We start from the raw sequence: 25,440 nt of genomic DNA, 5'->3' as shown, positions 1-25,440 counted from the left end.
CGACTTCACATCGAGAGCCTTCGCCATGAACTACCTGCCATTTGCCTTGCTGATCGTGCTGTCCCCTGCCGTTGCCAAGAATGCCGACGACGCTGGCAACGATCCCCCCCTGGCCATCAACGGCTGCGTGATTGCCGAAGCCAGCCAGTGCCCGGGGGCCGACCTGCGTGGCGCCAACCTGGCCAACCAGGACCTGCGCAAGATGAACCTGGCCGGCGCCGACCTGCGCGGTGCCGACCTGCGCCATGCCCGGCTGGACCTGGCCAACCTGGAAAAGGCCAGCCTGCAAGGCGCCAACCTGACCCGCGCCAGCCTGCAGCAGAGCAACCTGCGCCTGGCCGACCTGAGCCATGGCCGGCTCGTGGCCATTCAGGGCTGGGGCCTGTTTGCCCAGGGTGCGCAATTTGCCAATGCCGACCTCAGCGCGGCCTACCTGCAGTTCGCCAGGTTGTCAGGGGCGAAGATGCACCAGGCCAACCTGCGGGCGGCGGACCTGGAAATGGCCTGGCTGAGCAAGGCTGACCTGCAAGATGCCGACCTCGGCGATGCCAATCTGCAGGAGGCCAAGTTTGGCCAGAGCAACCTGGCCCGCGCCGACTTGCGCGGGGCGCGCCAGCATTATGGGAATTTTCAGGAGGCCTATATGGAAGGGTGCAAGGGGTGCCCCGAGACCTGGGACAATTGAGCAACGCGTGCTTGGGCACATTGTTCCCCTGTGGGAGCGGGTTCACCCGCGAACACCGGCAAAGCCGGTGCCATATACCGAGTCGCCTCATTCGCGGGTGAACCCGCTCCCACATAGTCCCTGCTAAATCCATCAGTCACATGATGGTCTTCGAAGAAAGAAACTTCACCCCGCCACCCGCACCACCCCCAGATCAATCCCCAGATGCACCAGCTCGGCATGTGAACTGACCTGCAACTTGCTCTTGAGCAAGGTCAGGTGGTTGGACACGGTCTTGGCGCTGATGCACAGCTGCTCGGCAATCCCCCGCACCGGTGTGCCCTTGGCCAGCATCACGAAAATCTCAAGCTCACGCTGGGTCATGCGTTGCAGGCGCGGGTCGCTGGCATTCTGCTGTGAGGTGCAGGCCAGCTGGGTGGCCAGGGGCTGTTCGATATAGGCATGCCCGGCCAACACGCGCTGCACCGCCTCGATCAGCACCTCGGGCGCCGAGTTCTTGGTCAGGTAGCCCGAGGCCCCGGCATCCAGCGCCTGGCGCACCAACGGCAGTTCGTCATGCATGCTGAAGAACAGCACCCGCAATTGCGGCAGGCGCTGGCGCAGGCGCCGGGTGGTTTCCAGGCCGCTGATACCTGGCAGGCCGAAGTCCATGATCACCAGGTTGGGCACCTGCTCCTGAACCCGGGCCAGCGCCTCTTCGCCACTGGCAGCCTCACGCACCTGTACTGTCGGCAGCACTGCCCGCAGCAGGCTGGCATAGCCCTGGCGGACCACGGCGTGGTCATCGACCAACACGATATTCATCACACCTCCATGGGAATATTCAAGTCCAGCGCCCAGCCGGCACCCGGGCGGCTGAGGATGCGCAGTTCACCGCCCAGGCTACGGGCACGCTCGGCCATCGAGTGCAGGCCTACCCCAGGGCGCTGGGGCTGGCTGGCACCGCAGCCGTTGTCACGAACCAGCAGGCGCAAGCCCTTGGCGCTGCGTTGCAGGCGTACCCGCACCTGGCTGGCGCCAGCGTGCCGGGCGACGTTGGTCAATGCCTCTTGCAGCAAGCGATACAAATGCGTCCGGCTTGCCCCGGGCAGCGCCGGCAGCTGCTCGCCGACCCGCAGGCGACAATCGATACCCTGACTGGCCTGCCATTGGCTCACCAGCAGGCCGAAAGCTTCGGCCAGCGGCATGTGCTGCAACGCCAGCGGGTACAGGTCATGTACCAGGGCGCGGAAACCTTGCTGCAGGCGTTCGCAATCGAGCTCCAGGGTGCGTGTCGTCTGCGCCACCACGTTTGGCTGGTCGGCGAACATGCGCAGCAGGCAGAGCTGGGCGCGAATTCCCGCCAGGTATTGCCCAAGGTCGTCGTGCAGGGTCTGCGCCAGCTGGGTGCGCTCTCGCTCCTGCACCGCCAGCAGGGCTTGGGTGAGTTGAGTATTGTCGGCCCGGGCCTGCTGCAGAGACGCGGTCATGCGGTTGAAGTGCTCGGCCAGCTGGCGCGCCTCCGGCAGGCCGGCCTCGCGCAGGCGCGCGGTCAATTGCCCCCCCGAGACCTGGCGCAAGGCCTGCAGCAAATCGTCCAGCAAGCCCATGCCCCGCCGCACCGCCCAGCGGATGGTCAACAAGCTCAGCAACAACGCCAGGCCGCACAAGACCAACAGCTGCTGCAGGGAGTCACGGACCTCGTCGATCTCATCGCGCGCATCCACGGCAATCATTACCCGGCGCCCGTCACCCAGCTCCAGCAGCCGACTGCTGCCGTGGCGCTGGCCAAGCAGTTGGCGGCCCAGCCAGGCATCCAGGCCGGTCTCTTGCGGCAGCTGCGCGGCTTCGCCCGCCGCCAGCCAGTGCACCCGCACATGGCGCAGGCTTTGCGTGAGCCGGGGTTGCAGGCTCTGTGGGGCACGTTCGGCGGTGTCGCCAAGGTAGGCCACCACGGCTTCTGCAGATTGCAACTCTCGCTCCACATCGGCTACTGCCTGGTGCAATAGCACGCCGGCACAGGCCAGCGTCACCATCGCAAAGCAGCACGTGACCCACAGGTTGATGCGCCACAGGGCCGACAGGTTGACAAGGCACATGGGCAGTTCTCCTCTGGGGGGCTGCGGCTCATCGTAAAACCCGGGCACAGGTGGTGAATTACTACCTTGGTACCGGGCGAGCGCTACTTTCTGCATATTTCCCCCTCTCGGCGGGCTTCCTATGCTGGCGCCATCTGCCGTGGAGTTGCCTTATGCGCCAGCCTGCCCACCTTGCCCTGACCTGCCTGCTGGCCCTGGCCGCGACGCTTTCTGCGAGCCCGTCATCCGCCGCGCAGGCCCAGGGCGCGGAACCGTTGCAGGTGCGCATCGGCTACCTCGGCTATCGCCCCGATCCCGGCCCGCTGCTGTCCAACATCATTCCCGAGCCCACCGATGCCGGGCTGCAGGGCGCCGAACTGGCGATTGTCGACAGCAACAGCAGCGGGCGCTTTCTCAAGCAGGAGTTCCACCTGGCCAACGCCAGCCTCGACAGCCCCGAAGCCCTGCTGCAAGCCGCCAAGGCCCAGCATGATCAGGGCCTGCGGCTGTTCGTGGTAAATGCCCCCGCCGGCAGCCTGCGCGCGCTGTCTGCCGCCCTGCCAGACAGCCTGCTGTTCAACGCCGGCAGCCCGGACGACAGCCTGCGCAGCAGCCAGTGCCTGGGTAATGTGCTGCACAGCCTGCCCAGCCGCGCCATGCTGGCCGATGCCCTGGCGCAGTTCCTGGTGCTGCGCAAATGGCAGCGGGCGCTGTTGATCGTCGGCCAGACCGACGACGACCGGGCCTATGCGGCGGCCCTGCGCCGCGCCATGAAGCGCTTCGGCGTGCAGCTGGTCGCGGAAAAAGCCTGGACATTCGACAACGACCAGCGCCGCAGCGCCCAGGCCGACATGCCGCTGTTCACCCAAACCGCCGAGTACGACGTGGTGCTGGTGGCCGACGAGCGCGGCGACTTCGGCGAGTACCTGCCCTACCAGACCTGGTACCCGCGCCCGGTGGCCGGTACCCAGGGCCTGACCCCCACCGGCTGGCACAAGACCGTGGAAACCTTCGGCGCGGCGCAGCTGCAAAAGCGCTTCGAAGCCCAGGCCGGGCGCTGGATGAACGACCGCGACTTCGCCGCCTGGATGGCCGTGCGCAGCGTTGCCAGCGCGGTGAGCAAACTTCGCCAGGCCGAGCCCCGCGCCCTGCAACAACTGCTGCTCAGCGACCAGTTGCCGCTGGACGGTTTCAAAGGCCGCAAGCTCAGCTACCGCCCATGGAACGGCGAGCTGCGCCAGCCAATCCCACTGGTGCAGCCGCGGGCCCTGGTCAGCACCTCGCCGCAAGAGGGCTTCCTGCACCCGTTCAACGAAATGGACAGCCTGGGCTACGACAAGCCCGAAGTGACCTGCGGCTACCCCTGACCCGATAACCACAACAAAAAAGGATTTCGCCATGCGTCGCTCCCCTTTTCACCGCGCGCTGCTCTACCCCAGCCTGCTGTCGGGCGCCCTGGCGCTTGCTTGCGGGCACGCCATGGCAGCCACCGCCTGGGTGTCGAACGAGAAGGACAACAGCCTCAGCCTGATCGACATGCAGACCCTGCAAGTCACCGAGACCCTGCCGGTGGGCCAGCGCCCGCGCGGCCTGCTGCTGTCCCACGACAACACGCTGCTGTACATCTGCGCCAGCGATTCGGACCGGGTGCAGGTGATGGACGTGGCCACCCGCAAGATCATCAAGGAGCTGCCCTCCGGCAAGGACCCCGAGCAGTTCGCCCTGCACCCCAACGACCGCTGGCTGTACGTGTCCAACGAGGACGACGCGCTGGTGACGGTGATCGATACCCAGACCGACAAGGTGCTCGGGCAGATCGACGTCGGCATCGAGCCTGAAGGCATGGCGGTAAGCCCGGATGGCAAGTGGGCGGTGAACACCAGCGAAACCACCAACATGCTGCACTGGATCGACACCAGCACCCAGACCTTGGCAGAGAGCACCCCGGTGGACCAGCGGCCGCGCTTCGTCGAGTTCAGCCAGGACGGTTCGCGGTTGTGGGCTTCGGCGGAAATCGGCGGCACGGTAACCATCCTCGACGTGGCCAGCCGCCAGGTACTGAAAACCCTGAACTTCCAGATCAAGGGCGTGCACCCGGACAAGGTCCAGCCGGTAGGCATCAAGCTCAGCGCCGATGGCAAGTACGCGTTCGTCGCCCTGGGCCCGGCCAACCATGTGGCGGTGGTCGATGCCAAGACTTATGAAGTACTCGACTACCTGCTGGTGGGCCGGCGCGTCTGGCAACTGGCGTTCACCCCGGACCAGAGCCAGTTGCTGGCCACCAATGGGGTCAGCGGCGACGTTTCGGTGATCGATGCAAAAGACCTCAAGGTGCTCAAGTCGGTGAAGGTCGGCCGCTACCCCTGGGGCGTGGTGGTGACGCCATGAATACCCTCGAAGTCAGTGACGTGAGCTTTTCCTATGGCCAGCGCGAGGCGCTCAGGCAGGTCGGTTTCAGCCTGGCGCCCGGGCGCTTCGCCGCCTTGCTGGGCCCCAACGGTGCCGGCAAGTCGACCTTGATCGCCCTGCTTACCCGGCTGTACGACCTGCAGCACGGCGACATCCGCGTGTGCGGTTGCTCGCTGCGCAACGCCACACACCCGGCCTTGCGCCAGCTGGGCGTGGTGTTCCAGCAAAGCACCCTGGACCTGGACCTGAGCGTGGAGCAGAACCTGCGCTACCACGCCTCGCTGCATGGCCTGTCGCGGCGCCAGGGCAGTATTCGGGTAGATGCCGAGTTGGCCCGCCAGGGCCTCGAAGAACGGCGCCGTGAACCCGTCCGCGCGCTGAACACCGGCCATCGGCGCCGAGTGGAGATTGCCCGCGCGCTGCTGCATGAACCGCGTTTGCTGTTGCTCGACGAAGCCAGCGTCGGCCTTGACCCGGCCAGCCGCCTGGCGCTCAACCAGCACCTGCGGCTGCTGTGCCGCGAGCAGCACCTGAGTGTGCTGTGGACCACCCATCTGCTGGACGAAGTGCAGCCCAGCGATGACCTGCTGATCCTGCATCAAGGGCGCCTGGTGGCCAGCGGCACGGCCGACGCCCTGAGCCTGGAGCACGGCGGTAACCTCGACCATGCCTTTGCCCGCCTGACCCGCGCCCCCACAGGAGCCAATGCCCGATGAACGCTTACTGGCAGTGCTTCAACGGCATTCTCCTGCGCGAATGCCTGCGTTTCGTCCTGCAACGCACCCGTTTTCTCAGCGCCCTGGTGCGCCCGCTGCTGTGGCTTCTGGTGTTCGCCGCCGGCTTTCGTGCGGCCCTGGGCATTGCGATCATCGAGCCCTACGACACCTACATCCCCTACGAGGTGTACATCATTCCCGGCCTTGCCTGCATGATCCTGCTGTTCAACGGCATGCAGGGCTCGCTGTCGATGGTCTATGACCGGGAGATGGGCAGCATGCGGGTGCTGTTGACCAGCCCATTGCCGCGGCCATTCCTGCTCGGCAGCAAGCTGCTGGCGACCTCGTTGATTTCCTTGCTGCAGGTATACGCCTTCCTTGCCATCGCCTGGCTGTATGGCGTGCAGCCGCCGGCTGCGGGCCTGTTGCTGGCGCTGCCGGCGTTGTTGCTGGTGGCGCTGATGCTCAGCGCCCTGGGGCTGTTGCTGTCGAATGCGATTCGCCAGCTGGAGAACTTTGCCGGGGTGATGAACTTCGTGATCTTCCCGCTGTTCTTCCTGTCCTCGGCGCTATACCCGTTGTGGAAGATGCGCGAGGCCAGCCAGTGGCTGTACTGGTTGTGCGCCATTAACCCGTTCACCCATGCCGTGGAGCTGGTGCGCTTTGCCTTGTATGAGCGCTTCAACCTTCTGGCGCTGGCGGTATGCCTGGGGCTGACCGTGCTGTTCACCCTGCTGGCGATCCTCACCTTCAACCCCCAGCATGCCGCGCTGCGCAAGCCGCGCTGACTGATGTGAACAAGGTCCGTGTGGGAGCGGGTTCACCCGCGAAGGAGGCGACGCGGTGCATGGCACCGGCTACGCCGGTGTTCGCGGGTGAACCCGCTCCCACAGGGATCGCGCACGCAGTCAGATGAGCAGAATCAGGCCAGAGGCGCCGTCCAGCCGTCTACTACTTTAGTACTGCCTTTGCTGTCTGATCGTCGCATTCACAATGCACCGCCACTGGCATGTAATGGGCCTATAACAAAAAGGACAAACCCCATGCCACGTGCCCTGCCCCGGCTGCCATGCCCATTGCTGGCAGCGCTTTCCCTGAGCCTGTCGCTGGGCATCGCCCAGGCCGACACCACGCCGCTGTTCTCCGCCGAGGGCTATCGCACCACCCTCTACCGCAGCCCGACCCCACAACAGGTCGCGGGCGGCCAGGTCATCGATACCGCCGAGCTGCAAGGCCTGCTGGGGCACACCCCCAAGCCGGTGCTGATCGACGTCTACCGCCGCCAGTGGCTGCAAGGCCGCTTCATCGAAGATGAACCCCACGCCAACATCCCCGGCAGCCGCTGGCTGGCCAACACCGGCGACGGCGAGCTGAGCCCGGCGTGGCACGATTACTTCGTGCGCAACCTGCAACAAGCCACCGCCGGGCGCATGGGGCAACCGCTGGTCTTTTACTGCCGCTCCGATTGCTGGTTAAGCTGGAACGCGGTAAAACGCGCCAAAGCCCTGGGCTATAAGAATCTGTATTGGTATCGCGATGGCCTGGACGCCTGGCAGCAGGCCAACCTGCCGCTGCAGCCGGCGCAGCCAGAACCCTTCCCCTGAATTCATCGCCTGCGAACGCGTGCCCGCTACATCCAATAAAAACGAGGTGAAAAGGCCATGTACAAAATTCTGATTGCCGACGATCACCCCCTGTTTCGCGAAGCCATCCACAACGTTATCAGCGATGGCTTCCAGGGCAGCGAAGTCATGGAAACTGCCGACCTGGACAGCGCCCTGGCGCTGACCCATGAGCATGACGACCTCGACCTGATCCTGCTCGACCTGAACATGCCTGGCATGCATGGCCTCAATGGCCTGATCACCCTGCGCAACGAGGCACCGACCACGCCAGTGGTGATCGTCTCGGCCGAGCAGGAAAAGCAGATCGTGCTGCAGGCCATTACTTATGGCGCGGTGGGCTTCATCACCAAGTCCTCGCCACGCTCGCAGATGATCGAAGCGATCGAGCAGATCCTCAACGGCAATGTCTACCTGCCGCCCGACATCATCCGTGCCCAGAAAAGCAGCACCAGCCGGCGCCTGAACGATGCCCCGAGCTTCCCGCCGGAAATGCTCCAGGCCCTGACCCGCAAGCAGCTGCTGGTACTCGAGCGCATGACCAAGGGCGAGTCGAACAAGCAGATCGCCTACACCCTGGATATCGCCGAAACCACGGTCAAGGCCCACGTTTCGGCGATCCTGCGCAAACTCAACGTGCACAACCGGGTGCAGGCCATCCTCAGTGCCGGTGATATCGATTTTGGTGATTACCTGCGGCGTTGACCTGTTCCGGCCTCTTCGCGGGCTTGCCCGCTCCCACAGGTATTGCGCAACACTGAAACCTGCGGGGATCCTGTGGGAGCGGGCAAGCCCGCGAAGAGGCCGGCGGCTAGGCCACACTGCTGCCCAGCAAATGGCTCATCGCCGCCTTCAGCTTCATCGGCCGCACCGGCTTGTGCATCAGGGTGTGGCCCAGCTGGCGAATCTGTTGCTTGAGCTCGTTGCTGTAGTTGGCGGTGATCATCATCGCCGGCAAGGGCTGAGTGCGACGGGCATTGATCCGCGCCACGGCGTCAACGCCATTGCAGTCATTGTCCAGGTGGTAGTCGGCAATCAGCAGGTCAGCCTCGGCATGGTAGTTGTCCACCTGGCGCGCCAGGTCCTCCTCCGACAGCGCGGTGACCACCCGGCAACCCCACCCCTCCAGCAGAGTGCGCATGCCGGCGCAAATCGCCGCATCGTTATCCAGCACCCACACCCGCGCCCCGCGCAGGCGCTCGAGCATCGGCTCGCTGATCGCCAGGCTCGGCTGGGCCTTGGGCGCGGTGGCGCTCAGCGGCACTTCGACCGCAAATACCGAGCCTTTGCCAAGCCATGAACGCACCCGGATCCGGTGGCCGAGGATGCCGGCTATCTTTTCCACGATTGCCAGGCCCAGGCCCAACCCACGGTCCTGGTCCGGGCGCTGCACATCGCCGCGCCTGAACTCCTGGAACATTTCGTCCAGGTGCTCTTCGGCGATACCGATCCCGCTGTCCCACACTTCGATCCGCAGGCCACCACGCTGGCGCCGGCAACCCAGCACCACGCGGCCGCTGCGAGTGTAGCGAATGGCATTGCTGAGCAGGTTGCGCAGGATCCGCGCCAGCAGCTGGATGTCACTGCGCACCACGGCGGAACAGCCCACGAAATGCAATTCAAGCCCTTCGCTGCGCGCCACCTGGGCGTATTCGGCAGCAAGGTTGTCCATCAGCTCGCGCAAGGCGAACGGGGCGACATCGGCCTTGATCACACCGGCATCGAGTTTGGATATGTCCACCAGGGTACCTAGAAGGTTCTCCACATCTTGCAGGGAGTTGCTGACATTACGCACCAAATGAGCACTGTTGTGCGGCTCGCGGTGCTCCAGCAAGGCACTGGTGAACAGCCGCGCCGCGTTCAGCGGTTGCAGCAGGTCATGGCTGACAGCGGCAAGGAACTTGGTTTTCGACAGGTTGGCTTGCTCGGCCTCGCGCTTGGCCTCGCGCAGGCGCGATTCCACCCGGCTGCGCTCCTCGATTTCGCGCAGCAGCTGCTCGTTGAGGCTGGTCAGCTCGGCGGTGCGCTCGCGCACCCGTTGCTCCAGGTGCTGATACGCCTGGTGCAGCGCCTGTGCGGTATTGCGCCGCTCGGTGATATCACGGATCAACACGAAGATGCCCACCACTTCACCATTGGCCAGGCGGTTCGGCACGTAGGAGCGCAGCATGTAGCGTTCCTGGCCGTTGATGTTGGTTTCGGCAAACTCGAAGGTTACGCTCTCACCTGCCAGGGCCCGCGCCACGTAGGCCTCCAGGCGCTGGTAATGCTGCTCGCTGTGGGCCTCGCGCAGGCTCTGGCCCAGCATTACGCCGCGAGGCCAGCAGTACCATTCTTCATAGACCTTGTTGGTGAATTCGTAGACCAGGTCGGCATTCAGGTAGGCGATCAGCGCCGGCACATGGTCGGTGATCAGGCGAATCTGGTGCTGGTGGGCAGTCTCGGCCCGCTGCCGGGCCTCGCTGAGCAGGTGGTTGACGGCCTTGAGCTCGGCCATGGCCTGGTTCAGCGCTTCGGTACGCTCGCGCACCTGCTCGGCCAGCACCACCGAATGCTGGAACGCGGCATAAGGGTCGTTGCCCCGCGTTACGCCAGACTCGATACGCTCGATCAACGCGCCGTTGATACGCTGCAGCTTGTGGTTCTGATGCTGCAGCCGGGCGACCTCGGCCTGCAGTTCAGCGGCCGACAGGAGGCCGGTTGCGGGCAATGGCGACCCCGGTGAAGGTCTGGTTGATGTGCATGCCATTGAACTGTTCTCCGTAGGTGTTGAAGCCAATCACCCGCTGCTCGCGCAGGAACGCGCCGATCGGTTCCAGGCCTTGCCGGGCTTCCAGCTCCAGCCGCCGCAGGAAGCAATCGCAACCGATGGTCAGCAGCAGCGGGCCGAGGCGCTGCTGCAAGCCGTCGAACAACTGGTGCAGGTTCGGCAACAGCGGGCCCGGGGTCATGGCGGTGAGCACGATGCCGTTTTCCACCGCGCAGTAGAAGCTCAGGCTAAGGTCCGGGTGCACTTGCTGGATCGCCCGCACGTAATACTGGTCGTGGATGCGCACGGCCAGTGGATGGGCGGCGAATACCCGATGATCGAGCTCGGCCACCGGCACGCCGATGTGCCGGGCGTATTCCTCGGCAGCAGGCTCGGCATTCAGCTCGAAGACCCGGCGCTGGGCACTGTCGGCGCCGGTGACCACCAGCTTTTCCTGGCGCGGCAGGATGTGGTGGGTGGTGAACACTTCGAAGTCGAGCCAGGTATTGACCAGCACCACTACCGCCGCGCCATGGTGGAACGCGCCGCCGAAATACACGTGGGTGCGGGTCAGGTAGTTGTCGTCGCCGGCCGAACCACCAAAATGCGGGATGTCGCCCAGGGCCGCACCGAGGGCGGCGAGCACCATCTCCTCGCGGCTGGACAAACCGTCGAGCAGGGTCAGGGCAAAGCTGCGGCCCTTGATCGGCGCCAGGGCATTGCTGCGGCAAGTGCCGACCAGGCGCTCGACCATCTGCTGGGCGTCGATCAGGCTGAAACACTCCATTTCATCGATCAGCTCGGTGGCGATGGAAAAGTGCCGATGATCGAACCCGACCGCCGTTATGCAATTGCGGCCGTAGCCCAGCGGGGTGATTTCCCCGGCGCTGGTGCAACCGACCAGGCGGATGCCACCAAAACCCTGCTCCAGCGCTTCGCCCAAGGCCTGCAGGTCGTATTCGGCGGAGCAGAAGAACAGCACGAAGCCCAGATGCGGGTGCAGCAACTGCGCCGCCAGCTCCTGGGCTGCCTGCCGGGCATCGGTTGCCTGCGACATGGCGCTGACCACACCGTCGTTGTGAGCCTGCTGCATGGTCGTCTCCGGCGCGGGTGGCTGAGGGTTCAGTGTACGAAGGTGGGTACCGGGGACGAATGCTACTTGGGTAGCGGGTGGGCGGTTCCATGGGCGTAAATGCAGGGAACCAACCTCAGGCCAGCCGCTCCCACAGGGGCCTCAGCCACGGTGCGATGCGCACACCATGGCTGGAGGCAAGGTCATTACCAGGTCAACACCGCCCCCACCGCAAAGGTATCGGTGTCTTCGTTCTGGTCACTGGTTTCATGCCCGTCTATGGAAAACTGGTTGTACTCGGCAACCAGCTTGAGGTTGTCGTTGACGTCATGGAACAGCGCGACGCCACGGGTTTCATAATCCGCACCACTGCCCACCGCACCGTTGCCGTCGTCCTTGGTCTTGCCATAGGACAGCGCCACGCGGTTCTTGCCGACCTTGTAGGAGCCCTGCAGCAGGTAGCCATCGCTGTCGACATTGCGCAAGGTCGGTTCACCAGCGTTGTTGGTGAAGAACGGGTTGATGCCCTTGGCCTGGAACCCCGAGCCGGTCAGCGACAGCCCGCCCATCTTCGCCTGCACACCGTAGCCGACACCTTTGGAGGTAACCGACTGCACCGCCGGGTCGGTGTTGTCGGAGGTCTGGTAGCTGCCGTTGACCCAGCTGTAGATCTGCGCCCCGCCCAGGTCGAACTGGTAGGTGATCTCGCTTTCGGTACGCGGGTTCTCCTGGTAGGCCTTGCCGGTCGGGCTGCTGTCGTTGGTGTCCACCGGGTCCATGATGCCCACCGCCACCCGCAGGCCGTCCATCACCGGCGTGCGGTAGGTGATCTGCGACGTAGGGAACGGGTATGGGTAGCCACTGCCGATATTGCCGAACGATACACCGCCACCGTCCACCAGCCCGAGGGTGTCACTGACCTGGCCGTAGCCGGCCAGCAGTTCGTCGAGCAGGATGTTGGAACGGGCGAACAGCCCGAAGTCCTTGCCGATCAGTACCTCGCCCCACTCGGGGTTGGCCACGGTACCGTAGAACTGGCGCACGTCGATGGCGGTGTCGGTGCCGTTGGTTTCGCTGTCGTTGATGGTGACCCAGAACGAGGCGCGTGCGCCGAGCTTCAGGTCGTCCACCTGCTTGCCCATGTTGAAACCCAGGTAGTTGGGCAGAAAGCCCATCTTCACCCGCGACTGGCGGCGGTCGAATTGCTCGCCTTCGCGATCAACATCGCTGTTCACGTAAAAGGCGTTGATGTAGCCATCGGTGGAGAAAGTCGTCTGGTCCTTGTCGTACAGCATGATCTCGGCCTGGGCGACGCTGCTCAGGCAGAAGGTCGACAGGCTGACGGCAGCAGCCGCAAGCAAACGTGGGGATAGATTCTTATTGTTGTACATGGCGCGCTCCGAAACGGGGACGGGATGTCGGAGGCGATTATCAGAAGCGGGCAAACAGCCAGAAACGCTGCCTTGGAGGGGGCTGCCAGGTGCTTTGGGCCGGCGCGCAGGGCGTGATGATTCCGGCCCAGGACCGGATTACGCCCAGAGGCAAGACTTCTGGTGTAACCCTTAGTAGGCGTCGGGTCTACTACCGCCCTTCAGCTGAACACCCAGAGCACGCGGGTGGGCTTGTCAGTGAGGTTGGCGTAACGAAAACTGGCGTGGGGTTGCAGCTGAAAACTGTCACTGGCGCGCAGCGTTACCGGCTCGCCGCCATCCAGCCAGACGGTCAGTTCGCCTTCGAGCACGAAGCAGCCCTGCTCCGAGCTGTCGTCCAGGTACTCCTCGCCACTGCTGGCCCCCGGCTCCAGATGGCTGTCGAGCATGGAGAACGCGCCCGTTATCGTCGGGGATGCCAGCACATCGGTGATGCCACCGGCCAGGTGAAGGGTACGACGCTCGTGCGGGCGGGTGACCCAGTCGAGCTCGCGGGGCTTGTCCAGCTTGTAGAAATAGGCGGTGGAGACGCCGAGCTCTTCGCTGATTGCCGTGAGGTCGGCCACGGTCGGGCGCGACACGCCTCGTTCGACCTGGGACAGAAAACCCACCGAACGGCCGATGCGCTGGGCCAGTTCGCCCAGTGTCAGGCCCTTGAACTTGCGCAGGTCGCGAATCAGTACGGCCAGGCCTTCGATTTCTTCGTGCACTTTCATGGTTGAATCGCGACTTTCGGATGGGAAAAATAGATGCCCTGAAAAGTACATGATTCATTTCACAAAGCAAGATGCTTCGCGGCATTGCACGAGCCGGCGAAGATATGCCTGGTCGGTTGACGCGGGCCCTTGTAGGAGCGGCCTTGTGTCGCGATGGGCTGCAAAGCAGCCCCAGGGTTTCAGTGCAGATGCACAAATTGCCGGGGCTGCTTTGCAGCCCAACGCGACACAAGGCCGCTCCTACACCTGACCGCGCAACCGGTCAGGTGGGGGCAACTGTCTCGCCCAGACGCTCAACGAACAGCCTCGTACGTCAGGTCCAGGCACTTGCGGGCTTTTTCCACCAGTTCGTCGATCTCCTCGATGCTGATCACCAGCGGCGGCGCGATGATCATGGTGTCGCCCACGGCACGCATGATCAGGCCGTTGTCGAAGCAGTGCTGACGGCAGATCATGCCGACACCTTTGCCTTCATAACGCGCGCGGGTGGCCTTGTCCTTCACCAACTCGATCGCGCCGAGCATGCCCAGGCCGCGTACCTCGCCCACCAGCGGGTGGTCGGCCAGCTCGCGCAGGCGTTGTTGCAGGTAAGGAGCGGTCTTGTCGTGCACCTGCTCGATGATCTGTTCGTCACGCAGGATCCGCAGGTTCTCCAGGCCCACCGCAGCCGCTACCGGGTGGCCGGAATAGGTGAACCCGTGGTTGAAATCACCGCCTTCGCTGATGACACTGGCCACTTCGTCACGCACGATCACGCCGCCCATGGGGATATAGCCGGAGGTAAGGCCTTTGGCGATGGTCATCAGGTCGGGCTTGAGGTCGTAGTAATCGCTACCGAACCACTCGCCTGTACGGCCGAAGCCGCAGATCACTTCGTCGGCGACAAAGAGGATGTCGTACCTGGCCAGGATCTCCTTGACCTTAGGCCAGTAGGTCTGCGGTGGAATGATCACCCCGCCAGCGCCCTGGATCGGTTCGGCGATGAAGGCGGCAACGTTGTCCACGCCGACTTCGAGGATCTTCTTCTCCAGCTGTTCGGCCGCCCACACGCCGAAGTCGGCCTCGGTCATGTCGCCGCCTTCGCCATACCAGTACGGCTGCGGGATGTGCACGATATCCGGGATCAGCCCGCCCTGCTGGTGCATGCCGCTCATGCCGCCCAGGCCCGCGCCGGCCACGGTGGAGCCGTGGTAGCCGTTGATGCGGCCGATGATCACCTTCTTGTTCTTCTGGCCCTTGAGCGCCCAGTAATGGCGGACCATGCGCAGCACGGTGTCGTTGCCTTCGGATCCGGAGCCAGTGAAGAACACATGGTTCATGCCTTGCGGGGCCACATCGGCGATCGCCTTGGCCAGTTCCAGCGCGGGCGGGTGCGCGGTCTGGAAGAACAGGTTGTAGTACGGCAGCTGCCTCATCTGCCGGCTGGCGACGTCGGCCAGCTCATCGCGTCCATAGCCCACCGCCACGCACCACAGCCCCGCCATGCCATCGAGAATCTTGTGCCCTTCGCTGTCCCAGAGGTACACGCCCTTGGCCGAGGTGATGATGCGCGGGCCTTTCTCGGCCAGTTGCCGAACATCGCTGAACGGGGCCAGATGGTGGTCGCGGCTCATGGCTTGCCAGGCGAGGGTCTGGGAATTCTGCTCACTCATTGACTTCACTCCATCAGGTTGCGCAGCCGTGCTGCGCAGGTACTTTTTTGTAATTGGTAAGATCGCTGTCAGGCTGACTTCAACAGCATCTGGCGCAGTACCGAGCGATGCCGGCAGGCCTTGCCAAAGGACTGGAAGATGGTCAGGTAATGCGGGTTGTCCATGACCTGGTACTCGGGGTGCCATTGCACGGCCAGGGCAAAACCCTTGCTGTTCTCGACCGAAATCGCTTCCACCAGGCCATCGGGCGCCAGCGCCTCCACCCTCAGCCCGGGGGCCAGTACATCGATGCCCTGGCCGTGGATGGAATTGACATCGATGATCGCCGGCAAGCCCATGCGGTCGAGCATGCCGCCTGGCTCTATATGCAGGGCGTGACGCGGGCCGTATTGCTTTTCGATGGGCTCACCCTTGCTTTCGCGGTGGTCCATGAACATGCCGGTCTCGTGCACCTTCTGGTGCAGGGTGCCGCCCAGCGCCACGTTCATTTCCTGAAAGCCACGGCAGATGCCGAGCACCGGCACGCCGGCGGCGATGGCCGCACGCATCAGCGGCAATGTGCTGGCATCCCGCAGCGGGTCGTGATGGGTACCTGCTGCACTGGCCGGGCCGTTGTAGTGGAATGGTTCGATGTTGGACGGCGAACCGGTGAAGATCAGCCCATCCACCACATCGAGAATATCGGCGCTGTCCATCAGGTCGGCGAGGCTGGGTATCACGATGGGCAGCCCACACGCTGCCTTGGCCGCCGCGCGCGCGTACTTCTCGCTGATGGTCTGGGTTGCATGCAGCTCGATCATGCTGGTGCATGCGGTAATGCCGATAACGGGCACACGTGGCATATCTTCCTCCGGCAAATCCCTATTGCGCGTTGTGTTGAAACGGTAGAAACGGAGGGTGCAGCGGCGCTGCCCCAACCTCGGCACCTACAGGAACCAGCGGTATTCGCGGGCATCGATGTGGCGCATGAAGTCCAGTTGCTCCTGGTATTTGTTTTCGCAGTAGACCATCACGAATTCACTGCCCAGGCCTTTGTTCACGTCCGGGTGGTGACGCATGGCCGCCAGGGCACTGAAAGCATCCTTGGGGAACTCGATACCGCTCTGGCGGTTGTCGTTCAGCGGGGCGATGGGCTCGACGCCACGCTCCAGGCCATGCTCCATCCCGGTCAGGATGGCCGCCAGCACCAGATACGGGTTGGCATCGGCACCGGCGAGGCGGTGTTCGATGCGCAGGTTGCGCGGGTCGGACTCGGGGATGCGAATACACGCATCGCGATCTTCGAAACCCCAGCTGGCCTTGCTCGCCGCGTTGACCATGGCGCCGTAACGGCGGTAGGCATTGTGGTTGGGGGCGAAGATCGGCATGCAGTGGGGAAGCAACTCCAGGCACCCTGCCACCGCATGGCGCAGCTTGCGCTGGTCATCGCCGGCCAGGATGTTGTTGCCGGCGTTGTCGTACAGGCTGACGTGCACATGCATGCCGCTGCCCGGCGCGTCGAGGTACGGCTTGCTCATGAAGCTGGCTCGGTAGCCGTGCTTCATCGCGATACCGCGGGTACTGCGGCAGAACAGCGCCGACCAGTCGGCCGCGCTCATGGCATCGTCGCTGTGCGAGAAGTTGATCTCGAACTGGCCTGGGCCCAGCTCCGCGGTGATGACGTTTGCCGGCACGCCCTGCTCGTTGGCGCCATCGACCATCTCGTGCAGCACCGGTGCGAAGCGCGACAGCCGCTCGATGTGCATGTTCGGCTGATCGTCGTGATCGTCGGTCGCCTTGTCGCGTGGGTACTGTGGCAGGCCGTTATCGAGCTTGCGGTCGAACAGGTAGAACTCCAGTTCGAAGGCTACCACCGGGCGAATGCCACGGCTGGCCAGGCGCTGGATCACCCGGGCCAGCACTTCACGGGGCTCGAACTCGATGGGCTTGGCGGTGCCGTCGGAGGTGATGAGCATCTGCGCGATCGCTTCCTTTTCCCAGCGCACCGGCTTGAGGGTACCCGGCACCAGGCGGCGGGCGGCATCCGGGTCGCCGTCGGCGAAGCAGTAGTCACCGATCGGGTAGAGGCCACCCTGGGTGCCCAGCAGCACGCAGTTCTGCGGCAACTTCAGCGGCGCGCCGGCTGCGACTTTTTCCAGCATGTCCATGGGGTAGCGCTTGCCGTAGAAGTGCCCGGGAATATCCAGGGCAATCAGGTCGACATAACGTATTTCTGGGTATTGCGCTCGGAACGAGCGCACTTCAGTCAGCAGATCCGGAAAGACGACACTCATCTTCTTGTCCTTGTGAGGTGTACGAATTCAATTGAAGACCCAGAGCACGCGGGTGGTTTTTTCCGTCAGGTTGGCGTAACGGAACTGCGCGTGGGGGTGCAGCTGGAAGCAGTCGTTGGCCTGCAGGGTCACGGCGTCGCCGTGGTCCAGCCAGACCGTAAGTTCGCCTTCGAGCACGAAACAGCCCTGCTCGGAACGGTCGGTCAGGTACAGCTCGCCACTGCTGGCGCCTGGCTCGAGATGGCTGTCGAGCATGGAGAACGCGCCGCCAATGGTGGGCGAAGCCAGCACATCGGTGATACCCGACTCAAGGTACAGCGTGCGCCGCTCGTGGGGGCGCGTGACCCAGCTGACGCTACGGGGCTTGCTCAGGTTGTAGAAATACGCGGTGGATACGCCGAGCGCTTCACTGATGGCGGTAAGGTCCGCCACGGTCGGGCGCGAAACCCCGCGCTCCACCTGGGACAGGAAGCCGACCGAGCGGTTGATGCGCTCGGCCAGTTCGCCCAGGGTCAGGTTCTTGAATTTGCGCAGGTCGTGAATAAGGATCGCGAGGGCTTCAACCTCTTCGTGCATCTTCATCGATTGAGACTGCCGTGAAATTTTTAGAGTTATTTTTCATGAAAAATTACATGAAAAATTTCACGAGTCAAGCCGAAGCTGAAAATGGGAAGCCGCGAATGGAGATGTGGGGGGCAACAAGTAGCGAAGAGGCGTAACGAGAAAAGTACCTTGAAGCCCTCAGGACGCGAGGGCCTGCGGACGCTGCCGTACCGGCATTTCATAGCGGTGCGGTTGCTGCCAGGCCAGCTGTGCCTGGACATCGGCCGCGGCATCCATCACCTTCTGCGCCCAGTTTTCATCCTTGGGGCACACCACCACCACGCGAAAACCGTGGTCGACGCCTTCCAGCCGCACGCCTTCGGAATCATCGACATGCAGGTCGATATCGAAGGCCGAGGGCAGCTTCGAGGGGGCATTCTCAAGCCCGTTCACGGCCAGGATATGCTGGTGCCGGTCACTGTTGACCACGCCATCGACACGGATACCGTAGAGCATCAGCCAACGGCGGATGTAGGACGGCGTGCGCCCCGACGAGGTGTAGATCCAGATGCTGCAGCCCTGGCGGCGCAGGTCGCGGATCAGCGAGCGCGTGCCACTGCGCAGGGGTTCACCCAACCAGCGGTGGATGAACGCCGGCAGCTTGCTGTCCTCGGCGGCGGCATGGTCGGCCTGGCAGGCGAGCGTGTCGTCGATATCGAACGAAATGCGTACCTGCGGGCGATTGAACGTGCGCTCGAGGGCTTGCCGCCCGCGCTGGAACAGAGAAGCGCTTTGCATCAGCGGCACCTCTCGCGCACAGGCATGGATGTGCCGCCCAAGAAGAACTTGCCGGGCTCGGGCGCGTGCGCTTCAAGGAAAGCTGCATACTTTTTCTTGATCTTGGGTAGTTCGTACAAAGCCTTGACACCATGCTTGGCAGAGTTGCGTATGACCGAGGACGGGTTGAAGTAACCCTCGGCGTTGTCCAGCGACAGCACGAATGGTGGTAGCCCCGCGCGCATCAGCAAGTAGCTGACAATGAGCGAACCCGTGCGGTTGTTGCCTTCGATGAACAGCTGCGGCTTGCTGAGAATTCGAACGTAGACACCCGCCGCGCGCTTCCAGATCGAGTCGCTGCCATACGAGCAATACCAGTTGTAGAGGTCCTTGATGCCACCCTCCACATTGTTGAAAAAGTGCGCCTCGGTCGCCGCCAGGTGCGGGGCAAACTCCCGCCGGCGTGCCGGGTCGTTGCCGCACAGCACGGTGGCATTGATCTCCAGCATCAGGTTCAACTGCTGAAGGTCGAAAAGGTCGACACCCCGGGCGACATAGTCGTCAATCAGGGCATAGCCTTCAACCACATTCAGCAGCACCTCGTCGGTAAACGGATCCCGCGGTTCGGTGAAATGCTGGCTGAGTTCGGCAAAGCGGGCCTGCACCTCACGCAGTGCGCGCTCTACCGCTGGCAGATCAAGACGACGCGTCGCTGGCATTGGAAATCCCTGGTAACACTTACGGAAGGTAATGCGGCCGGGTGTTGCTGCCATCCTGACTGCAACACCCGGCCACCCTGGCACGAACGCCTCAGCTGAACTTGCCGCTGATGTAGTCGGCGGTCAGCTGCTCACGCGGGTTCTGAAAAATCTGCGTGGTCGGGCCCATCTCGACCAGGTAGCCGGTACGGGTGCCCTTGGAGATGTCGACCGAGAAGAACGCGGTGGTGTCGGCCACACGAATAGCCTGCTGCATGTTGTGGGTCACCAGGGCGATGGTGTAGTCCTTCTTCAGCTCGACCATCAGCTCTTCCACCCGGCGGGTGGCAATCGGGTCGAGTGCCGAGCAGGGTTCGTCCAGCAGCAGCACTTCCGGCTCGGTGGCGATGGCGCGGGCAATGCACAGGCGCTGTTGCTGGCCGCCGGACAGGGCCAGGCCGCTGACCTTGAGCTTGTCCTTCACTTCGTCCCACAGCGCGGCGCCCTGCAGGGCGTGCTTGACGCGGTCGCCGATGTCGCCCTTGTAGCGGTTCAGGCGCAGGCCGAAGGCGACGTTGTCGAAGATGCTCATCGAGAACGGGTTGGGCTGCTGGAACACCATGCCGATGTAGCGGCGCACCACCACAGGGTCGACGCCCTTGCCGTAGACATCCTGGCCCAGGAAATGTACATGGCCTTCGAAGCGGAAGCCCTTCACCAGGTCGTTCATGCGGTTGAGGCTACGCAGCACGGTACTCTTGCCGCAGCCGGACGGCCCGATGAAACCGGTGATCTCGTTCTTCCTGATCGGTACATGGCTGTCGCGAACGGCCATGAAATTGCCGTAGAAGATCTTGTCCAGCTTGCAGTCCATGACGATGGGGGCTTCGCTGACCACGGGAGCGGCTTTTGGCGCAGTGGATACGTTCAAGGTCGGATGCTCCCTTTCTCAATACTTGGGCTTGCCGAATACTCGGCTCAGAATGTTGATTACCAGCACGATCATCACCAGTACCAGCGAGGCCGCCCAGGCGAGCTCGAGCTGGTTGTCGAATGGCATGCCGGAGAAGTTGTAGATCAGTACGGCGAGCGAGGCCGTCGGGTTCATGACCGCCAGGTCGCCGTCATGCAGAATCCAGTAGTTGCTGAACAGCGCGGTGAAAAGCAGCGGCGCGGTCTCGCCGGCGGCACGGGCCACGGCCAGCATGACCCCGGTCAGGATGGCCGGCAGGCCGGTGGGCAGGACGATTTTCCAGATCACCTGGGCACGGGTGCAGCCCATGCCGTAGGCGGCATCCTTCATGATCTTGGGCACCATCTTCATCGACTCTTCAGCGGTCAGCACGACGATGGGCAGCATGAGTACCGCCAGGGCCACACCACCTGCCGGTGCGGAGTAGGTGCCGGTGGTCATCACCACCAGGGCGTAGGCGAATACGCCGGCCAGGATCGACGGCAGGCCGGTGAGCATCTTGGCGGCGAAGCGTGCGGCGTTGGCCAGCTTGCTATCCGGGCCGAGCTCGGCCAGGAACACCGCAGCCAGGATACCGACCGGCACGGCGATGGCAGCCGCGATGCCGACCATGACGAAGGTACCGGCCATGGCGTTGCCAAAGCCCCCGCCCATCTCGAAGCCGGTGGGTGGCAGCTCGGTGAACACTTCCAGGTTGAGGCGTGCACCGCCACGGGTGATCAGCATGTACAGCACGGAAATCAGCGGCACGCTGGCCACCAGAGCCGCGAACCATGCCAGCGTGGTCAACACCAGGCTGCGCAGGGAACGCCCTTCCAGCTTGCGCTGCAGGCTGGGCAACGCATTTGCAGGGGTAGTGAGGTTGGTCATTATTTGTTACCCCGCTGGGCGTAGAGCATGATCATCGAGCCGAGCACGTTCACCAGCAGGGTGATGAACATCAGTACCAATGCGGCATACATCAGCACCTCGATCTCGTTCGGGCCGGCCTCCGGGAAGTTCAGGGCCAGCAAGGCCGCCAGCGTGTTGGCCGGGGCGAACAGGGACAGCGAAATGTTGTTGGCATTGCCCACCAGCATGGCCAGCGCCATGGTTTCACCCAGCGCACGGCCCAGGCCGAGCACCAGCGAACCGAAGATGCCGGTGGCTGCCGATGGCACCATTACTTTGAGGATGGCCTCCCAGTGGGTGGCGCCCAGGCCGTAGGCGGCCTGCTTGGTCTTCATCGGCACGCTGGTCAGGGCATCCTGCGAAACGGCGGCGATGGTCGGCAGAATCATGATCGCCAGCACCAACGCGGCAGGCAGCAGCCCGGGCCCGCTCAGCGAGGTGCCGAAAAAGGGAATCCAGCCCAGCTCGCTGTTCAGCCAAGTGGTCAGCGGGCGAATGGCCGGGATGACCACATAGATCCCCCACAGGCCGTAAACGACGCTGGGGATGGCAGCCAGCAGCTCGACGATGGTGCGGAACACCGCCGCCAGCCTGGCCGGGAGGAAGTCCTGGGTGAGGAAAATGGCCATGCTGACGCCGAAGAAACCGGCGATCAGCAAGGCGATCAGGGCGCTGTAGAGCGTGCCCCAGATCGCTGGCAGAATACCGTACTTGCCTTGGTTGACGTCCCAGACACTGCCGAACAGCACGTCAAAGCCATGCTTCTCGATGCCAGGCAGTGCCTTGCGGCCCACTTCGTAGACCAGCGCGAAGACCAGCGCCAGCACCAGTACCACACCGATGCGTGCAAGCGCACGGAAGGTGCGATCAACCAGGAAGTCTTTCGCAGACGGTGGCTGGCACGCGGAGTCGGGGTTAGCCGGGATGGCAAAAGGAGTGTTCATTGGCAAGTTCCGGGACAGAGGGCAAACCCACCCGGCATGGTCGCCAGACCACACCGGGAGCGCCTGGGTGTGTTACTGGATGTTGGCGGACGCTTTGCGTACCTGTTCGACAACCGACGGTGGCAGCGGGATGTAGCCCATCGAGTCGGCGATCTTCTGGCCTTCGGTCAGGCTGTACTCGACCATTTCGCGCATGGCCTTGGCCTTGGCCGGGTTACCGTTGTCCTTGCGGAAGATCATCCAGGTGTAGGAGGTGATCGGGTAGGACTTGGCACCATCCGGGTCAGGCAGCCAGGCCACCAGGTTTTCCGGCATGTTCACCGCTGCCAGCGCCTCGGCACCGCTCTCGGCGTTCGGCACGACGTATTGGCCGGCCTTGTTCTGCAGCTGGGCGAAGTCGACCTTGGCCAGCTTGGCGAAGCCGTATTCGATGTAGCCGATGGCGCCTGGAGTCTGGCGGACCGTGGCGGTTACGCCATCGTTCTTCGGCGACTTGATGAACTTGTCGCTGGCCGGCCAGTTTACGGTGTTGCCTTCACCCAGCGCTTGCTTGAAGTCAGCGTTGATGGCCGACAGGTGCTTGGTGAACACCGCGGTGGTACCGCTGGAGTCGGCACGCACGACCACGGTGATCGGGGTAGCTGGCAGTTTCAGCTCGGGGTTGGCAGCGGCGATCTGCGGGTCGTTCCACTGGGTGATCTTGCCGAGGAAGATGTTGGAGTACACATCGCGCGGCAGCTTCAGCCCTTTAGGGTTGCCTGGCAGGTTGTAAGCCAGGACGATTTCACCGGCGGTCATTGGCAGCAACTGCACGCCCTCGCCAACCTTGGCGATTTCTTCGGCTTTCATTGCCGAGTCGCTGGCGGCGAAGTCGACGGTCTTGTTCAGAAAGTCCTGAACACCCGCCCCGCTCCCCTTGGACTGGTAGTCAACGGTGACACCGTCGGTTTCCTTGCTGAAGGCCTTGAACCAGGTCAGGTAGATCGGTGCCGGGAAACTTGCGCCGGAACCGGTCAGGCGGACGTTCTCTGCGGCAAAGGTTGCCGAAGTGGCGCAAAGAGAAACGGCAACGGCGAGTGCAGCGGACTTCATCAGGCGTATCATCGAAAAGCGCTCCGTGTGATGGCCGGCACACTTTGCAGCAGCAATGTTACAGCTTTGTGACCAATGAATGGCAGGCCGCACGGTAGAGCCGTCTGGCGGCGCCATCACGGCAACATCAAGGGCCAGAGCCCTGGAGCGGTTCCTGTCTCAACCCTAGGGTCTCGATGTGTCGGTTGAATGACAGTTTCCAGCGGCAGCGGGTTTCCTGACACCACTCGTCCATTACCGGGCACTCTGGCGTTGCCCCGGCATTCAACCGCTCATGCAAACCAGACGGGAGAGAATGCCATGCCACGCGGCGACAAGGACAAATACACCGACAAGCAGAAGCGCAAGGCCGAACATATCGAGGAAAGCTACGAGCACAAAGGCGTGCCGAAAGACCAGGCCGAGGCGCGGGCCTGGGCCACCGTCAACAAGCAGTCCGGGGGTGGTGAGAAAAAAGGAGGCTCGGGGCAAACGACATCCTCCAGCGAAAAGAAGACTGCCCGTTCGGACTCTGCCAAACGTGCAGCGAAGTCACGCCAGGGTCATTCCCGCAAATCAGGCAGTTCCCTGGAAACCCAGAGTAAGCAAAGCCTGATGAAAGAAGCGCGTCGTAAAGACATCAAGGGGCGCTCCACCATGACCAAGGCGCAATTGGTGGAAGCGCTCGCGCAGGCATGACGCAAGCCCTCCGCCACCCGCGGAATGGCGTCAATCCTCGGCCGGGCGCGATCCCCGTGGGAGATGGCCCAGCCCTTCGGGCTGCGCTGTCGCTTGGAGAACTGAATTCGCAAGCAGTCCGCGTACCCTGTGGGAGCGGCTTCAGCCGCGAAGAATCCAACACGGTGCATGGCACCGGCTACGCCGGTGTTCGCGGCTAAAGCCGCTCCCACACCGACCGTGCAGGCTTCAGGATCTTTGAGCGAGGCTATGGCCTTAACAGGAATGGCGCCAATCCTCGGTCGGGCACAATCCCCGTGGGAGATGGCCCAGCCCTTTGGGCTGCGCTGTCGCTTGGAGAACTGAATTCGCAAGCAGTCCGCGTACCCTGTGGGAGCGGCTTCAGCCGCGAAGAATCCAACACGGTGCATGGCACCGGCTACGCCGGTGTTCGCGGCTAAAGCCGCTCCCACACCGACCGTGCAGGCTTCAGGATCTTTGAGCGAGGCTATGGCCTTAACAGGAATGGCGCCAATCCTCGGCCGGACGCGCGCCAGCGAAGCAGGCATCGTGGTGCATGACACCGGCTACGCCGGTCAGTTGTTCCTACCCGGACCGCGTCGCATTCAAGGCCCACGGAACATCATCAGCATCAACCATTCCCGGCTATATCCGCCACGCCAGCATCAAGGCAACTGTTGCGGGACGCACATACGAATTCCGCCTCGGCGCGTGTCGGGTAGTTGAGGGTCAGGCGCAGCTTTTCTTGTGTGTCATAAAGGTCATAACCCTCCCCTAACGTCGCGGGAAAGCCAAGACTGCGAGGGTAAATCTCTTTCTTGAGCGGCACAGCGGGAACCACAACAAAGCGCGTCTGCATGATCATCCCCCTCCCGGCAGTTTCTTAGTATTAGTACCGTTACAGGAAAGCATCAAGTTGGCTCATGAAAAAGCAACCGCAACATGTCTAAGGCCGAGCAGTATCAGAAGACAAACGAATTCATTACTCTCGCCGTGATGATTACGCAAAAACCCAACAGGCAAACGACCCCGATGCCATAAAACACGGTACGCCAGGGCTGCAGCTCTGCCAGATAGGCCCATGTGTGCAGGACCCTGGCAAGGGTGAACACGATGCTCAGCCCGGCGTTGGGCCCCTCCGCTGTACCTAGGGCAATGGCCAGCCCGCAGAGGGCGAAGAATACCGGGATATTTTCCAGATCGTTGGCCCATACCCTGGCGCCGCGAGCTACCTCCGGCCGCTCCGCTACCTGCGCAGGTCGCTTGAAGACAGCGGCATCCTCCGGATTGGTGAAAGCCACGAAGCGCAAGCGGTAAAAACCCTGGTAACAGGAGACCATGAACATCTTGAAGAACAGCACGACCACACACAGCGCGTATACAGCCAAGGCGTTGCTCATGGCTGGCGCTCCCCGGCAACGCCCCTGACCACAAAGTGAATCAGCCGCCCCAGCAACGCCAGC

Annotated in this window: 26 protein-coding genes; 8 read left to right on the top strand and 18 right to left on the bottom strand. The window is 63.2% G+C overall.

Annotated elements, in window-relative coordinates:
* The first annotated feature begins 25 nt into the window (after positions 1–25).
* Complete coding sequence (locus R9B85_RS23340; RefSeq protein WP_112253866.1) at positions 26–685, top strand: pentapeptide repeat-containing protein; 660 nt, start codon at positions 26–28, stop codon at positions 683–685.
* Between the two features lie 165 nt (positions 686–850).
* Here the strand turns inward: R9B85_RS23340 and R9B85_RS23335 are convergent, their stop codons facing one another.
* The gene (locus R9B85_RS23335; protein ID WP_075045529.1) at positions 851–1,489 is read right to left on the bottom strand and encodes a response regulator; all 639 of its coding nucleotides are present in this window, start codon (positions 1,487–1,489) and stop codon (positions 851–853) included.
* Entirely contained in the window at positions 1,489–2,763 is a 1,275-nt protein-coding gene (locus R9B85_RS23330; protein ID WP_207878061.1) for a HAMP domain-containing sensor histidine kinase, read from the bottom strand. The genes R9B85_RS23335 and R9B85_RS23330 overlap by 1 nt, the downstream gene beginning before the upstream one ends.
* Before the next feature lie 152 nt (positions 2,764–2,915).
* On the opposite strand from R9B85_RS23330, the gene R9B85_RS23325 reads away from it, so the two are divergent.
* The 6 genes from R9B85_RS23325 (at position 2,916) to R9B85_RS23300 (ending at position 8,194) form a co-directional block, all read left to right on the top strand.
* Entirely contained in the window at positions 2,916–4,109 is a 1,194-nt protein-coding gene (locus R9B85_RS23325; RefSeq protein WP_215521376.1) for an ABC transporter substrate-binding protein, read from the top strand.
* Positions 4,110–4,140: 31 nt separating this feature from the next.
* On the top strand, positions 4,141–5,130 hold the full coding sequence (locus R9B85_RS23320) for a YVTN family beta-propeller repeat protein (RefSeq protein ID WP_112253870.1): 990 nt from the start codon (positions 4,141–4,143) through the stop codon (positions 5,128–5,130).
* Positions 5,127–5,867: an ABC transporter ATP-binding protein gene (locus R9B85_RS23315; protein WP_207878063.1), complete on the top strand. Its 741-nt coding sequence runs from the start codon at positions 5,127–5,129 to the stop codon at positions 5,865–5,867. The genes R9B85_RS23320 and R9B85_RS23315 overlap by 4 nt, the downstream gene beginning before the upstream one ends.
* On the top strand, positions 5,864–6,655 hold the full coding sequence (locus tag R9B85_RS23310) for an ABC transporter permease (RefSeq protein ID WP_112253872.1): 792 nt from the start codon (positions 5,864–5,866) through the stop codon (positions 6,653–6,655). The genes R9B85_RS23315 and R9B85_RS23310 overlap by 4 nt, the downstream gene beginning before the upstream one ends.
* 255 nt (positions 6,656–6,910) lie before the next feature.
* Positions 6,911–7,471: a PQQ-dependent catabolism-associated CXXCW motif protein gene (locus R9B85_RS23305; RefSeq protein ID WP_112253874.1), complete on the top strand. Its 561-nt coding sequence runs from the start codon at positions 6,911–6,913 to the stop codon at positions 7,469–7,471.
* Positions 7,472–7,528: 57 nt separating this feature from the next.
* On the top strand, positions 7,529–8,194 hold the full coding sequence (locus tag R9B85_RS23300; RefSeq protein ID WP_013972165.1) for a response regulator transcription factor: 666 nt from the start codon (positions 7,529–7,531) through the stop codon (positions 8,192–8,194).
* A gap of 106 nt (positions 8,195–8,300) precedes the next feature.
* Here the strand turns inward: R9B85_RS23300 and R9B85_RS23295 are convergent, their stop codons facing one another.
* From R9B85_RS23295 to pstS, 14 genes are all read right to left on the bottom strand, one after another.
* Positions 8,301–10,199, bottom strand: coding sequence for a PAS domain-containing hybrid sensor histidine kinase/response regulator (locus tag R9B85_RS23295; RefSeq protein ID WP_423770622.1), 1,899 nt, complete (start codon positions 10,197–10,199; stop codon positions 8,301–8,303).
* Positions 10,168–11,331, bottom strand: coding sequence for a nitric oxide-sensing protein NosP (nosP, locus tag R9B85_RS23290; RefSeq protein ID WP_112253877.1), 1,164 nt, complete (start codon positions 11,329–11,331; stop codon positions 10,168–10,170). Before nosP ends, R9B85_RS23295 begins: the two co-directional genes overlap by 32 nt.
* Before the next feature lie 185 nt (positions 11,332–11,516).
* Positions 11,517–12,701: a porin gene (locus R9B85_RS23285; protein WP_207878065.1), complete on the bottom strand. Its 1,185-nt coding sequence runs from the start codon at positions 12,699–12,701 to the stop codon at positions 11,517–11,519.
* 200 nt (positions 12,702–12,901) lie between these two features.
* Positions 12,902–13,456: a helix-turn-helix domain-containing protein gene (locus tag R9B85_RS23280; protein ID WP_063913578.1), complete on the bottom strand. Its 555-nt coding sequence runs from the start codon at positions 13,454–13,456 to the stop codon at positions 12,902–12,904.
* Positions 13,457–13,749: 293 nt separating this feature from the next.
* Positions 13,750–15,108, bottom strand: coding sequence for an aspartate aminotransferase family protein (locus R9B85_RS23275; protein WP_252379424.1), 1,359 nt, complete (start codon positions 15,106–15,108; stop codon positions 13,750–13,752).
* A 68-nt stretch (positions 15,109–15,176) separates the two neighbouring features.
* The gene (locus R9B85_RS23270) at positions 15,177–15,950 is read right to left on the bottom strand and encodes a gamma-glutamyl-gamma-aminobutyrate hydrolase family protein (protein ID WP_133973501.1); all 774 of its coding nucleotides are present in this window, start codon (positions 15,948–15,950) and stop codon (positions 15,177–15,179) included.
* 84 nt (positions 15,951–16,034) lie between these two features.
* Positions 16,035–17,381 carry a glutamine synthetase family protein gene (locus tag R9B85_RS23265; RefSeq protein ID WP_112253882.1) on the bottom strand — a complete coding sequence of 449 codons (1,347 nt, stop codon included), beginning with the start codon at positions 17,379–17,381 and terminating at the stop codon, positions 16,035–16,037.
* 27 nt (positions 17,382–17,408) lie between these two features.
* Complete coding sequence (locus R9B85_RS23260) at positions 17,409–17,963, bottom strand: helix-turn-helix domain-containing protein (RefSeq protein WP_013972148.1); 555 nt, start codon at positions 17,961–17,963, stop codon at positions 17,409–17,411.
* A gap of 159 nt (positions 17,964–18,122) precedes the next feature.
* On the bottom strand, positions 18,123–18,722 hold the full coding sequence (locus R9B85_RS23255) for a hypothetical protein (protein ID WP_133973505.1): 600 nt from the start codon (positions 18,720–18,722) through the stop codon (positions 18,123–18,125).
* Complete coding sequence (locus tag R9B85_RS23250) at positions 18,722–19,420, bottom strand: hypothetical protein (RefSeq protein WP_112253884.1); 699 nt, start codon at positions 19,418–19,420, stop codon at positions 18,722–18,724. Before R9B85_RS23250 ends, R9B85_RS23255 begins: the two co-directional genes overlap by 1 nt.
* A gap of 91 nt (positions 19,421–19,511) precedes the next feature.
* Positions 19,512–20,273 (bottom strand): phosphate ABC transporter ATP-binding protein PstB, encoded by a 762-nt coding sequence (gene pstB / locus R9B85_RS23245; protein ID WP_031324478.1) that lies wholly within the window; start codon positions 20,271–20,273, stop codon positions 19,512–19,514.
* Between the two features lie 75 nt (positions 20,274–20,348).
* Entirely contained in the window at positions 20,349–21,242 is an 894-nt protein-coding gene (gene pstA / locus R9B85_RS23240) for a phosphate ABC transporter permease PstA (RefSeq protein ID WP_024086822.1), read from the bottom strand.
* On the bottom strand, positions 21,242–22,207 hold the full coding sequence (gene pstC, locus R9B85_RS23235) for a phosphate ABC transporter permease subunit PstC (protein WP_061302441.1): 966 nt from the start codon (positions 22,205–22,207) through the stop codon (positions 21,242–21,244). The genes pstA and pstC overlap by 1 nt, the downstream gene beginning before the upstream one ends.
* 72 nt (positions 22,208–22,279) lie before the next feature.
* Positions 22,280–23,311 carry a phosphate ABC transporter substrate-binding protein PstS gene (gene pstS / locus R9B85_RS23230; protein WP_112253885.1) on the bottom strand — a complete coding sequence of 344 codons (1,032 nt, stop codon included), beginning with the start codon at positions 23,309–23,311 and terminating at the stop codon, positions 22,280–22,282.
* A 288-nt stretch (positions 23,312–23,599) separates the two neighbouring features.
* Between pstS and R9B85_RS23225 the strand changes: the two genes are divergently transcribed.
* Complete coding sequence (locus tag R9B85_RS23225) at positions 23,600–23,977, top strand: termination factor Rho (protein WP_423770621.1); 378 nt, start codon at positions 23,600–23,602, stop codon at positions 23,975–23,977.
* Between the two features lie 631 nt (positions 23,978–24,608).
* Here R9B85_RS23225 and R9B85_RS23220 read toward each other — a convergent pair.
* Positions 24,609–24,842 (bottom strand): hypothetical protein, encoded by a 234-nt coding sequence (locus tag R9B85_RS23220; protein WP_233694910.1) that lies wholly within the window; start codon positions 24,840–24,842, stop codon positions 24,609–24,611.
* Positions 24,843–24,939: 97 nt separating this feature from the next.
* Positions 24,940–25,377 (bottom strand): MAPEG family protein, encoded by a 438-nt coding sequence (locus tag R9B85_RS23215; RefSeq protein ID WP_402801830.1) that lies wholly within the window; start codon positions 25,375–25,377, stop codon positions 24,940–24,942.
* Between the last annotated feature and the right edge of the window lie 63 nt (positions 25,378–25,440).

This window comes from Pseudomonas sp. NLJ1 (assembly GCF_049486705.1).
GTDB lineage: Bacteria > Pseudomonadota > Gammaproteobacteria > Pseudomonadales > Pseudomonadaceae > Aquipseudomonas > Aquipseudomonas inefficax.
The sequence above is the reverse complement of the archived record's forward strand: the minus strand, read 5'-3'. Positions and strand labels throughout refer to the sequence as shown.